At 60.1% G+C, this 12149-nt stretch carries 10 protein-coding genes; 4 read left to right on the top strand and 6 right to left on the bottom strand.

All coding sequences use genetic code 11. The annotated features are described in order from the left end of the window. Nucleotides 1–22: 22 nt before the first annotated feature. The 6 genes from C5J22_RS12890 to C5J22_RS12865 all read right to left on the bottom strand — a co-directional run bounded on the left by C5J22_RS12890 (nucleotide 23) and on the right by C5J22_RS12865 (nucleotide 8536). Nucleotides 23–1645: a PAS domain-containing sensor histidine kinase gene (locus C5J22_RS12890; protein ID WP_105438553.1), complete on the bottom strand. Its 1623-nt coding sequence runs from the start codon at nucleotides 1643–1645 to the stop codon at nucleotides 23–25. 228 nt (nucleotides 1646–1873) lie between these two features. Continuing rightward, on the bottom strand, nucleotides 1874–2563 hold the full coding sequence (locus C5J22_RS12885; RefSeq protein ID WP_245440369.1) for a hypothetical protein: 690 nt from the start codon (nucleotides 2561–2563) through the stop codon (nucleotides 1874–1876). Nucleotides 2564–2920: 357 nt separating this feature from the next. Continuing rightward, the gene (locus C5J22_RS12880) at nucleotides 2921–3358 is read right to left on the bottom strand and encodes a hypothetical protein (RefSeq protein ID WP_046630638.1); all 438 of its coding nucleotides are present in this window, start codon (nucleotides 3356–3358) and stop codon (nucleotides 2921–2923) included. Nucleotides 3359–3564: 206 nt separating this feature from the next. Further along, nucleotides 3565–5133 (bottom strand): SpoVR family protein, encoded by a 1569-nt coding sequence (locus tag C5J22_RS12875; protein ID WP_105438552.1) that lies wholly within the window; start codon nucleotides 5131–5133, stop codon nucleotides 3565–3567. Then, a complete protein-coding gene (locus C5J22_RS12870) occupies nucleotides 5130–6407 on the bottom strand; it encodes a YeaH/YhbH family protein (protein ID WP_105438551.1) in 1278 nt (425 codons plus the stop codon). Before C5J22_RS12870 ends, C5J22_RS12875 begins: the two co-directional genes overlap by 4 nt. Before the next feature lie 185 nt (nucleotides 6408–6592). Further along, nucleotides 6593–8536, bottom strand: a complete 1944-nt coding sequence (locus C5J22_RS12865) for a PrkA family serine protein kinase (RefSeq protein WP_105438550.1) — start codon at nucleotides 8534–8536, stop codon at nucleotides 6593–6595. Nucleotides 8537–8845: 309 nt separating this feature from the next. Between C5J22_RS12865 and C5J22_RS12860 the strand changes: the two genes are divergently transcribed. From C5J22_RS12860 to cheY1, 4 genes are all read left to right on the top strand, one after another. Next, nucleotides 8846–9412 (top strand): DNA-3-methyladenine glycosylase, encoded by a 567-nt coding sequence (locus C5J22_RS12860; protein WP_105438549.1) that lies wholly within the window; start codon nucleotides 8846–8848, stop codon nucleotides 9410–9412. A 459-nt stretch (nucleotides 9413–9871) separates the two neighbouring features. Then, nucleotides 9872–11479, top strand: a complete 1608-nt coding sequence (locus C5J22_RS12855; RefSeq protein ID WP_105438863.1) for a globin-coupled sensor protein — start codon at nucleotides 9872–9874, stop codon at nucleotides 11477–11479. Further along, nucleotides 11479–11772 carry an STAS domain-containing protein gene (locus tag C5J22_RS12850; protein WP_037087115.1) on the top strand — a complete coding sequence of 98 codons (294 nt, stop codon included), beginning with the start codon at nucleotides 11479–11481 and terminating at the stop codon, nucleotides 11770–11772. The genes C5J22_RS12855 and C5J22_RS12850 overlap by 1 nt, the downstream gene beginning before the upstream one ends. Nucleotides 11773–11774: 2 nt before the next feature. After that, a complete protein-coding gene (gene cheY1, locus C5J22_RS12845; protein ID WP_037087114.1) occupies nucleotides 11775–12140 on the top strand; it encodes a chemotaxis response regulator CheY1 in 366 nt (121 codons plus the stop codon). Nucleotides 12141–12149 lie beyond the last annotated feature (9 nt).

Here is a 12149-nt window from a genome sequence, read left to right as displayed (position 1 = left end):
GGGTTCTTGTGACAGCGCCGGCCTAAGCCGAATGCTGTTGTCTGACCTCGTCGAACGGCAGCTCCACCGTGAAGGTCGTACCCTTGCCCAGAAGGCTCTGGACTGAAATCGAGCCGCCGTGCAACTCCACAATTTCCTTGACGATATTGAGACCGATCCCCGTTCCCGCGATACCGGTGGCGCTGCGGGCGCGAAAGTAGGGTTCGAACAGCTTCGGCAGGTCGTCGGCATCCATGCCGATGCCGGAATCGCTGACGCTGACCAGAACCCGCTGGCCGTCCTTCCATCCGCTGACACGGATTCTGGAACCGGCGGGCGAATATTTCACCGCGTTTGACAACAGATTGGAAAAGACCCGCTCTATTGCGGCCCCGTCGATCATCTGCAGGCCTGGAAGCGCTTCGAGATCATGGCTGATCGTGTGGCTCTTGCTGATCTCCGCCCGGCTTGCGATGCAATGGCGCAGAATCGCACTGAGCGAACCGGCTTCCTTGTTGATCGCAATGGTTCCTGTCTCCAGCCGCCCGGCGGCAAGGATGCTTTCCATCAGCTCGACCATGCGGGCGACGGCGCCCTTGATCTGCAGAGCCTTGCCCTCCAGGAACTGGGGGGTCGCAGCCGCCTTCGTGCGCGTCAGCCGCTGAGCCGCTCCGTCGATCACGGCCAGAGGCGTCCTGAACTCGTGCGAGATCATCCCGACGAAGCGGCGCTGCTGCGCATTGATGCCCCGTTCATGCTGGAGAAGGCGATCCAGCTCGACGTTCTTCTCCTGCACTTCCGCGGTCCTCGCCAGAACGATCTTTTCGAGTTCGTCCCGATGCTGGCGCAATCTGCGCTCGCTGGACTGAAGGGCTTTGAGGGCAAGCTGGCGGTCGTGCACGTCCTCGAGGAGGCCATACCAGCGGATGACCTTGCCGTCGCCGTCGAGCCGGGGAGCAGCACGGTTCCGATACCACCGATACCGCCCTTTTGTTGTCCCGATCCTGTAGATCATGTCGAATGGCACGCCGGTGTGGACCGCGGATCCCCATTTGGCAATCACTTCAGGCAGGTCCGCCGGGTGCAGGGTCTTCTCCCACCCCCGTCCCAGCGCCTCGCCGACCTCCCGTCCGGAAGCGTTCTGCCACCCTGGACCGACTTCGATGACGTTCCCTTCTGCGTCGGCCAACCACGGTGTTTGGGGATGCAGTTCAACGAGCGAGCGATAGTGTTCCTCACTGGCCCGCAGGACCTGTTCTGCGTGACGGAGTTTGGTAATGTCGGAAATGACGACAACGACAACCGGTTTCTTTCCGCCGGGCACTGGTACGAAAGACCGCCGTTTGTGCGTGAAAAGCGTCCGGGTCGAACCATCCGGCCCGGTGAGCTCTTCCTCGAACCGCCGTTCCTCGCCGGTGGCCAGCACTCCCGCATCCACCTTCTGGATTCGATCGGCTTCGTCCGCAGGCAAGAAGTCGTGGTCTGTGTGGCCAAGCACGTCTTCGAGGTTCACGCCGAACATCTCGCATGCCTTGCTGTTGAGGAACAGGAAACGCGACTCTCCATCCTTGATGATCGTAGGTCCTGGAGCGTCCTCGAACAGGTCTTCCAGAAGTTCGCGGTGAGGCGTTTGCAGATCAGGTCCGATGGCGGAGCAATGGTTCATTCGCAGGCGTCCAGTTACTCGCGTAAATTGATCGATGCCTAATGTACATTCAGAGCGTTACCGAATGCTGAAACCGGACGTTGCTGCCTTACGCGGCAAGGCGCTTCTATCAGCAGGCCGGCGAGGGCCATTTCTTCAGCGCGCCCTGACGGAAATTTCGTGGCCGTATCACGGTATGCGGCCGCTTATCAAGGCATGCCCGGTGACCGCTGCGGGCATGCCGGGCAACTATTCCTCGACCCAGTAGGAGGTCGTATTCTCGATGACTTTCTTGATTTTGCGATTGTCTCTCCACTCTCGTCCCGTGTCACGGATAACCGGTTTCTGCTGGGGAGAGAAAATGTAGTTCTTGTGCGGCGCCGCCAACCGTTCAAGCTCTGCGTTGACGCCGGAATAGAATTGTTTTTCCGGATCCCGAGAAGGGTCCATCAAGCTTGAAGCCTGTCGGGCGAACGAGCCCCGAAGAATGGAAGGGGAGGTGGTGAATTTCGGAAAAGTCTTGAACAGCGGGATTTTTATGCCGAGGAACCGGGCATATTCGTTCCTCTCGTGAAGATGGCCGTCCTTTGCGATATTCCAGTTCTGATCGGCCGTATGAAAGGAAACCTGCATCACGCCCGGATCTGAAAACGGGCCCAAAATTTCCTCGCCGAGGTCGGTCAGCGCGACCCAGTCATCCTCGAGGTGGAACACATAGTCGGAATGCGTGTTGGTCCACAGACGCTGGACCGCGGCGCCAAAACCCGGCTCGCTCGGTCTGAAGAAGGAGGCTGACGGCAGATAGTTGCCGACCACGCGCAGGCACTCGGCTTCATCCTCTTCCGCGCCGAAGATCGGATCTATGTTCACCAGGACGTTCGAGAAGGAAAAATGAGCAAAGCAGCGCTTGGAGAAACTTTCCAATGTCTGCTCGAGCAAGCCCGGCCTTCTGCCGGCAACTATACACAAATCCATACTAAAATTCGCCACGCAGCATATCTCCGGAAAACCCGGAACTCCGTATAGAGATCCTTTCGTCCAGATACCATAGTGCCCCAAAGGTCACCACCGGCGTCGAGATATGCTGTCCCGTGACCGCGCATAAAGACGCTTGATCGGAGCCATCCGAAATCGACGGCAAGCGCACTCTACCGAGGGAGGGGTCTGGCCCCGCCTCGATCTTCAGAACACGGCTCAGTTCACGGCCGCCTCCCGCAATGGCAAGCGGCAACGCCGAAAGATCGGGCAACTGCTCCGGCAGGGAAACGCCGGTTGCGTTCCACAAACCGATACGGGCTACCTTCTGAAGAAGGAAGCCAGGTATGCAAGGGTGCCACTGGATCTGCGGGTGGCTATCGAACGCACCTGATGGGCGACTGTACTTGCGCTCACATGGGCTCCGAAGTGGCAGAAGCAGACCAGTTTATGGAGCTGTCTGTCGGACAATTCAAAAAACCGTCTGGCTTCCCCATAGGTGTCGTCCCGCATCCCCGCTGCGCGCAGGACCGGATCGCCGAAGGCGACGGCAATCGCCGTCCCGTCGCCACGCATGGCGGCCCTTATTTCATCCGGCTGGTATTCGGTTTCCCGAAATGTCGAAAGGGATCGATCGGGGTTGAGCTCAAGAATCTCGGCCCACCGCTCGAGCCGCTCGCTGCTGGACATCTGGAAGTCGGGATAGCTGCGATTTATCCTGGCGATAGTCCTCAGCTGGTCGACTGCACGTTGCTCCATTACGGCCTCCTATTTGAACAAAATAGATGCCCGTCGCCCAATCTGTAATGTGATCCAGACCGCTTTTGATGTCCAATCACGATTGGCCACCGGCAGGAGCTCCGGTCTTTCCTGTAATCAAAATTGATGAGCGGCAGGGCAACGCCGATAGCGTGGTGCCGGGCCAGGGGCCGTCGGATGGGCAGAGGCTTGCTCATGCACCGTCGTCAGGCGAAAAGGTCACCCTTCTGAAGGATTTCGCGGGGATGGGCGGAATGTTCCTTCACCACCGTCTCGCTGCTGTCGATTTCCTGCAGCATGACGTCGTAGCCCCAGAGATCCGCCAGATGCTGCAGAACCTGCCGGGTTTCGCTGTCTTCGAGAACCCAGTCGTTCGGCGCCCGGTGTTGCAGGAGAAGGCGACGGTCCCCGGCGAGATCGACATCGATGATGTCGATCCTCGGATCGGTCCAGCCGATATCGTATTCGCGCGCCAGCTGGCGGCGAACGCGTTTGTAGCCCCGCTCGTCGTGGATCGCCGAAACCAGTATCCCTTCGCTCATCTGCGGATCGTCGTAGAGCTGGAAAAGGCGCCACTTGCGGATCAGGTGCGGGCTCAGGAACTGGCTGATGAAGCTCTCGTCGCGGTAGTCCGCCCAGATGCCGCGCAGGACCTGCATCGGATCTCCGCGGCCGGCGATATCCGGGAACCATTCGCGGTCCTCATCGGTCGGCTTCGTCACGATCCGCTCGATATCCTGCATCATCGCAAAGCCGATGGCATAGGGGTTGAAGCCGGAGAAGCGTCGGTCGTCATAGGTCGGCTGGAACACGACATTGGTGTGGGACTTCAGGAATTCGAAATAGTTCCCGTCGCTGATCTGCCCGCGGTCGTGCAGCCTTTCCATGATCTGGTAATGGACATAGGTCGCGGTCCCCTCGTTCATCACCTTGGTCTGGCGCTGCGGGTGGAAATATTGCGCCACGTGGCGGACGATGCGGAGGATTTCCCTTTGCCACGGCTGCAGCCGGGGCGACGACTTTTCGAGGAAATAGAGCAGATTGTCCTGCGGCAGGCCGAGCGCCGCGCGCCGTCTTTCGAAATCGACGTCGGCCGCATCGCGCTTGCGGCCCGTTGGCACCGTGCGCCAGAGGTCGTTGAACATCTGCTCTTCATGGGCGCGCCGTTCCAGCTGGCGTTTTTCCTCCTGACGCAGGTCGAGCCGCGTCTTGCCCGCATAACGGTGCACGCCATGCGACATCAGCGCATGGGCGGCATCGAGGGTCCGTTCGACCGCCGTTTCGCCGTAACGTTCTTCGCAGCGGGCGATGTAGCTCTTGGCGAAATCGAGATAGTCGAGAATGCCCTCGGCATCCGTCCACAGCTTGAAGAGATAGTTGTTCTTGAAGAAATGGTTATGACCGAAGGCCGCATGGGCGATCACCAGGGTCTGCATCGTCGCGGTGTTCTCCTCCATCAGGTAGGAGATGCAGGGCGACGAGTTGATGACGATCTCATAGGCGAGATCCCGCATGCCGCGGCGGTAGAAGGCCTCGTGATGGGCGAAATGTTTCCCGAACGACCAGTGCCGGTAAAACAGCGGCATGCCGGTCGATGAATAGGCGTCCAGCATCTGCTCGGCGGTGATCACCTCGATCTGGTTCGGGTAGACATCGAGCCCGAGTTCGCCGATCGCGATCTCCTCGCAGGCATCGTGGATGCGCTGCAGGGTGGCGAAATCCCAGTCGGCGCCATCGAAGAGCAGTCGATTCTTCTGCATAGCCGCCTGGGTCATGGCACCGCCTTCGTTGGTGTCGAACGCTTCTGGAAGAGGTCGTGGAAGACCGGAAAGATCTCGTTCTTGCGGCAGACCTTGCGCATCGCAAGAGTTGCCGAGCTCGATCGGATGCTTTCATAAAGGCGCCAGAGGGGCGAATTGGAGGCGAGGGAATCCCCGCCTTCCTCATCGACTTCGATATAGGCGAAATACTGGCAGAGCGGCAGGATCTCGTGTCTCAGCAGATGGCCGGCAGGACCTTCGTCCCGGTAGGAGTTGTCGCCATCCGACGCCTGCGCGGCGTAGATGTTCCATTCGGTGGGATCGAAGCGTGCGGCGATGATGGAGCGCATCGCCACAAGCGCGCTGGACACCAGCGTGCCGCCGGTCGCCTGGCCGTAGAAGAAGGTCTCCTCGTCGACCTCCTCGGCCTTCTCGGTGTGGCGGATGAAGACGATTTCCACCTTCTCGTAGCGCTGCGAAAGAAACAGATAGAGCAGCAGGTAGAAGCGCTTGGCCAGATCCTTCATGTGTTCCGACATCGATCCGGAGACGTCCATCAGGCAGAACATCACCGCCTTCGCAACCGGCTTCGGTTCGTTGTCGAAGCGGCGGTAGCGCACGTCGAGCGGATCGACATAGGGAATGCGCCGGATTCTGTCGGTCAGCGACTTGAGTTCCGCCTCCAGCGCAAGGCGGGTCTCATCATCCTCGCTTTCCTCGATCTGGCGTTGCAGCGCCTCGATCTCGGCGGGCTTGGGGCGCTTGAGAGCGATGCGCCGCATCATGGCGAGCCGCGTCGTCCGGTCGATGGAGAGATTGGAAGGGGAGCCGGAAATGGAGTAGCCGGCGCGAACCGGGCTCATCTCCTCGGTCTCGCTCAGCCGCCGCTTGGCGAGTTCGGGCAGTTCGAGGTCATCCAGAAACACCGAGAGGAATTCCTCGCGCGTCAGCACGAAGCGGAAGCCGTCTTCACCGTCGCCCTGGCCGGCCTCCTTGGGCCTGCCGGCACCCTGACCCGGCGGGCGGGGAATGATATCGCCTTCGACGAACGCCCGGTTGCCGGGCAGGACATGGTCCGTAATCCCGCCTTCGGCTCGGCGGAAGCTCGGCTCGCCCATGCCGCCGATCGGAAGGCTGACTTCGCCGCCATCCAGTACATCACGGATGCTGCGGCTTTGCAGGGATCGCCTGACTGCTTGCTGCACGGCCTCCTTCGCGCGCCGCAGAAACCGCTGCCGATTTTCCAGACTTTTACCGCGCGGGTTCAGCCGCCGGTCGATGATGTGCATGTTGGCTCCTGCATGAGCATTAGGGTCTGTACTCAACTAGGTTTCGGACACCGCACAACCCAGTATGCCACAATCCTACGTCCTGTCGTCACACACAATGATGGAGATGGAATCCACCTTTGTGTGTCTAAGGAACTGAACGGTTTTCTGCATGCTGCGTTCCAAATCCTAATTGAGTACAGACGCTAACCTGCCTGTTTAACCCGCATGTACCACTCCACCAGACGACGAACCTGTCTCTCGGTGTAGCCGCGCCCCGTCATGCGCGACACGAACTCGCTGTGTTTCTTTTCTGTTTCGCCGTCCTTCTTCGATCCGAAGGAGATGACCGGCAGAAGATCCTCCACCTGGGAGAACATTCTTTTCTCGATCACTTCCCGGATCTTCTCGTAGCTCGCCCAGGACGGGTTCTTGCCGCCGTTATTGGCGCGCGAGCGGAGGCAGAACTTGACGATCTCGTTACGGAAATCCTTTGGATTGGCGATACCCGCCGGTTTTTCGATCTTGGTCAGTTCCTGGTTCAGGAGTTCGCGATCGAGAAGCTGCCCGGTGTCGGGATCCTTGAAATCGACATCCTCGATCCAGGCGTCGGCGTAGTCGACGTAACGATCGAAAAGATTCTGGCCGTAGTCGGAATAGGATTCCAGGTAGGCCTTCTGGATCTCGTTGCCGATGAACTCCGCATACCGCGGGGCAAGGTCTGCCTTGATGAACTCGATATACCGCTTTTCGGTTTCCTCCTGAAACTGTTCGCGGCGGATGGCCTGTTCCAGCACGTACATAAGGTGGACCGGATCGGCGCCGATATCCGTCGTGTCGTGGTTGAAGGTCGAGGCGAGTACCTTGAAGGCAAAACGTGTCGATATTCCGTCCATGCCTTCATCGACGCCGGCCGCGTCCCGATATTCCTGGACGCTGCGGGCGCGCGGATCGGTTTCCTTGAGGCTCTCGCCGTCATAGGCACGCATCTTGGAGAAGAAGGTCGAGTTCTCGTGCTTGCGCAGCCGCGAAAGTACGGAAAACCGGGCCAGCATCTCAAGCGTCGCGGGCGCGCAGGAGGCATCCGCAAGCTCCGAGCCTTCGATCAGTTTCTCATAGATATGCTGTTCTTCGGTCACCCGCAGGCAATAAGGAACCTTGATGACGCAGATGCGGTCGATGAAGGCCTCGTTGTTCTTGTTGGCCTTGAAGCTCTGCCATTCCGCTTCGTTCGAATGGGCAAGGATGACGCCGGAGAAGGGAATGGCGCCGATATTCTCGGTGCCCATGTAATTGCCTTCCTGCGTCGCCGTCAGCAGCGGATGCAGCATCTTGATCGGCGCCTTGAACATCTCGACAAATTCGAGCACGCCCTGGTTGGCCCGGTTGAGCCCGCCGGAATAGCTGTAGGCGTCCGAGTCGTTCTGGGAATAGTTTTCGAGCTTGCGAATGTCGACCTTGCCGACCAGCGAGGAGACGTCCTGATTGTTCTCGTCGCCCGGTTCGGTCTTGGCGATGCCGATCTGGCGCAGTCGCGAGGGCTGCAGCCTCACCACCCGGAAACGGGATATGTCGCCTCCGAATTCATCGAGCCGCTTCAAGCACCAGGGGCTCATCAACCCGCTGAGGCGCCGGGTCGGAACGCCGTACTGCTCGAGCAGCATCGGCCCCATCGCCACCGGATCGAAGAGATTGAGCGGGCTTTCGAAAACCGGGCTGATATCGTCGCCGGCCTTCAGCACGTAGATCGGATTGGCTTCCATCAGCAGCTTCAGCCGCTCGGCAAGCGACGACTTGCCGCCACCGACCGGACCGAGCAGATAGAGGATCTGCTTTCGCTCCTCGAGCCCCTGCGCGGCATGCCGGAAGAAGGAAACGATCCGCTCGATCGTCTCTTCCATGCCGAAGAAACCGGAAAAAGCCGGATAGGCCCGGATGGTGCGGTTCATGAAGATCCGGCCGAGCCTGGCATCCTTGGCCGTGTCGACCATCTGCGGCTCGCCGATCGCCGCCAGCAGCCGCTCGGCCGCATTGGCATAGGCCATCGGATCTTTCTTACAAATCGCCAGATACTCGGCGACAGACATGTCTGTCTCGCGCCGCGCTTCGTAGTTCCTGGTGAAGGCATCGAACAAGGATTCACTCGGCATAGGCTACTCCAGTCAGGGTTGCGCTACTGCTCGACTGCCGCAAAGATTGAAAACGCTGCGGCAATCTATTGAGAATCAAGATGTTTCTAACCCTAATACGACACCCGGAGCGTTTTCATGGCAATGCACAAAAATGTGCGTCCACAAATCCGTGCTGACTTGGCAAACAGCAAGTCGGGGCCTGTTGCATGCCCACCACAACGTCTGCGCACCGCTTCGGGTCTTCCAGGAAGTCGCGTCGTTGGCGGGGAAGACAAGCCTTGCTTCGCCGTCTATGGATGCAGCCGGCAGCGAGACGGGCATTTTTTTATGGACCAGCAATTTTTCGATAGAGGCTCCGTGGAGGTGGCGCGTGACCTGATCGGCGTCGAGCTCGATGTTTGCGGCGCGGGCGGCGTGATCGTCGAGACGGAAGCCTATGAGCCGGACGACCCGGCATCCCACAGTTTTCGCGGGCCCACGCAGAGGAACGCGGTGATGTTCGGCCCGCCCGGGCATGCCTATGTCTATCGCTCCTACGGCATTCACTGGTGCCTGAATTTCGTCTGCCGGCCCGGCAGCGCCGTGCTGATCAGGGCGCTGCAGCCGGTCAGAGGCCTTGAGGAGATGGAGAAGAGGCGCCGCCTTGCCGATCCGCTACTCCTGTGTTCCGGTCCGGGCCGACTCTGCCAGGCGCTCGGCATCACCATTGAGCACAACGGCCTGCCGCTGTTCGCGCCTCCGTTCGATCTCACTTTTCCGCAAACACCGCCATTGATCGTCACCGGGCGGCGGATCGGCATCTCCCAGGCTGTCGATCTGCCATGGCGTTTCGGTCTTTCCGGCTCGCTGCATGTCAGCAGGAAATTCACCGGCAAGGGTGGCATGGCGCTTTGAGTTAAAGCTTGTCCGTTGCTGCCGCTCGCCGATATGGGAGACAAGGCGGGTTGGCCGACATTCAAGCGGCGATTTGAGAAAAACCGTAACCACCGCGCAATGCCGAAGCGAATGCCCTGATAGCGGGTAATATGCGCCCGGTTGAAGCAAATCAGGCATCCTTGCACCTTCCATTAACCTTCAGGCAAGGAATTAACCATACATATTAGAGACCACGGCGAAATGGGATGACTGCGGTCTCCCACCAGGCATGAAGCCGCAAAGCCGTACCGGTCCAATCCGGTATCCGCTCATGAAAATCCAGCAAAGCCGTGGTGACCGCGTTGCCCATGCCCGACGGATATTGGTCCGGTTTGGCGAGCATCCCCGTTCATCAGGCGCTGGCGACAGCAGCTCGCATGCCGCCGATCCTCTCCGAGGATTGGCTTGATTAATTTGGGGACGGCTTTGGTGCAGGAAATGCCATCGGATCAGGCGCGACGTGGCCAGGCAGGCAGCCTGGGCGAGAGACTGGCATTTGCCGGCCTCGACGGCGAACTGCGCGATCTGCTGCGCCGCTGCCGCCCGCAGCTCGACCGGCATCTGAAGACCGGCCTGCGCGACCTTTTTCACCGCTTTCAATCCTTTCCGGAAGCCGCTCGCAATTTCGAAAGCGAGCAGCAGATCGAACGGCTGCACGATCTGCAGGCCTCCCATTGGGGCGTGCTGACCGATGCCCGCTTCGATGCGCTCTATGCCGAGCGGGTGAAGGTTCTCTCCGACGCCGAGAGCCGCATGGGCCTCGATCCGCGCTGGCACGTCGCCGGTCACGCCGTAATGCTCGAACACCTGATCGCCGGCGCGATCGTCGACCTCGCTCCGAAGTCGTTGCTGCCGGGCGGTCGCAAGCGTGAACAGGAGCTGCTCGACCTTGTTGGCGCGATTACCCGCCTGGTGATGGTCGATGTCGAGATTGCCGTCTCGCTCCGCTTCAACGAACAGCGCCAGAAGCACCAGCGCGCGCTCGCCGAACAGCGCGAAGCCGATCATGCGCAGGCGATCGAAACATTCACCGACGTCATCGCAGCGCTTGCCGACCGCGATCTAACCGCCTCTCTGCCGGCCGATGTGCCGGATGTCTATCGCGAACTCGCCGATCTTCTCAACCAAGCGGTTGCCGGCATGCGCTCCTCGGTCGAGACCGCCGATGGACATGGCCAGAAGGCTGGTGCGCTCACCCAATCGCTTGCCGAAGGCGCCCGCTCGTTCGCCTCCGCTTCCGAAGAACAGTCGGCCCGCCTCAGGGAGGCGGCACGCGTGCTGCTCGACGTCACCGCCAGGGTCAAGGGAAGTGCTGCCGAGACGGCTGCCGCCGAAAAAGCCGCCGCCGAGACGCGCCGTTCGGTCGAGGCAAGCGGCGAGGTCGTCGGCCGGGCGATCAACGCCATGGCGGATATCGAATCCTCGGCCGAAAAGATCGGCGAGATCATCGGCGTCATCGACGACATCGCGTTTCAGACCAACCTGCTGGCGCTGAACGCCGGCATCGAAGCGGCTCGCGCCGGTGAGACGGGCCGCGGGTTTGCGGTCGTTGCCCAGGAAGTGCGCGCGCTTGCACAGCGCTCCGCTGATGCCGCCCGCGAGATCAAGACGCTCGTCAACGGCACCAAGTCGCAGGTGGATGCGGGTGTCCAGATGGTTCACCGCACCCAGGAGGCGATCGGCGGCATCGTCCGCCAGGTTTCCGATATCAACGACGCGATCGCCGGCATTGCCCGCGATACCGGCGAGCAAGCCGTCGGTCTCGACCGATTGACCCTCGAGATCGGTTCGGTCAGCGAACATGTCGCCTCGAATGCAAGCCTCGCGTCCCGCGCTGGCGAAGGCGCCGACGAACTCCATACCGTCATCCTGGAACTCGGACGGACGGTCCGTGAGTTCCGGATCGAACGACAGAACCGGTATGCGGATGCGCGCCGGCCGGCAGCGCCAAGACTCCAGCCGACTCTCGTCCCGATCGCGCCGATGGCCTCCGAGCGTGCGGATGACGGCGAATACATCTTTCAGAAACGACAAGGAATAAGCTGATGGCAGCAAAGAAGGCTGGACCTGCAAGTTTGAAGCTGGCCGCGGTGCTGGACCTCAACGAGGCCTCGAACCTGCATGGCAAGCTGGTCTCCATGCGCGGCAGCGATCTCAGGATTGATGCATCGGGCGTCGAACGCGTCGGTGTCCAATGCGCTCAGGTTCTGCTCGCCGGCGTCAAGGCTTGGGAAGAAGACAAGAAGTCCCTCCTCGTGGAGAAGGCTTCGGATGCATTTCAGAAGACGATGCAACTCATCGGCATCAATAACCAGAATTTGGTTGCTAAGGAGATCTAGCAATGAAGAAAAAAGTACTGACCGTGGATGACTCACGGACGATCCGGAACATGCTTCTGGTGACCCTGAATAACGCAGGTTTTGAAACAATCCAGGCGGAAGACGGCGTTGAAGGCCTCGAAGTCCTCGAGGGCTGCAATCCGGACGTCATTGTCACGGATATCAACATGCCGCGCCTCGACGGCTTCGGTTTCATCGAAGGCGTTCGCCGCAACGAAAAATTTCGCGCCGTCCCGATCCTCGTCCTGACGACGGAAAGCGATGCCGAGAAGAAGAACCGGGCCCGGCAGGCCGGCGCGACGGGCTGGATCGTCAAGCCTTTCGATCCTGCCAAACTGATTGATGCGATCGAGCGTGTAACCGCCTGAGCCAGGAAT

Origin of the sequence: Neorhizobium sp. T25_13, assembly GCF_002968675.1 — a bacterium.
Taxonomy (GTDB): domain Bacteria; phylum Pseudomonadota; class Alphaproteobacteria; order Rhizobiales; family Rhizobiaceae; genus Neorhizobium; species Neorhizobium tomejilense.
This window is presented reverse-complemented; position numbering and strand designations above follow the sequence as displayed.

Coding starts and splice junctions, on each gene's coding strand:
- C5J22_RS12875 (WP_105438552.1), bottom strand. CDS start 5,133: ATGACCCAGGCGGCTATGCAGAAGAATCGACTGCTCTTCGATGGCGCC.
- C5J22_RS12865 (WP_105438550.1), bottom strand. CDS start 8,536: ATGCCGAGTGAATCCTTGTTCGATGCCTTCACCAGGAACTACGAAGCG.
- cheY1 (WP_037087114.1), top strand. CDS start 11,775: ATGAAGAAAAAAGTACTGACCGTGGATGACTCACGGACGATCCGGAAC.
- C5J22_RS12850 (WP_037087115.1), top strand. CDS start 11,479: ATGGCAGCAAAGAAGGCTGGACCTGCAAGTTTGAAGCTGGCCGCGGTG.
- C5J22_RS12855 (WP_105438863.1), top strand. CDS start 9,872: ATGCCATCGGATCAGGCGCGACGTGGCCAGGCAGGCAGCCTGGGCGAG.
- C5J22_RS12890 (WP_105438553.1), bottom strand. CDS start 1,645: ATGAACCATTGCTCCGCCATCGGACCTGATCTGCAAACGCCTCACCGC.
- C5J22_RS12870 (WP_105438551.1), bottom strand. CDS start 6,407: ATGCACATCATCGACCGGCGGCTGAACCCGCGCGGTAAAAGTCTGGAA.
- C5J22_RS12880 (WP_046630638.1), bottom strand. CDS start 3,358: ATGGAGCAACGTGCAGTCGACCAGCTGAGGACTATCGCCAGGATAAAT.
- C5J22_RS12860 (WP_105438549.1), top strand. CDS start 8,846: ATGGACCAGCAATTTTTCGATAGAGGCTCCGTGGAGGTGGCGCGTGAC.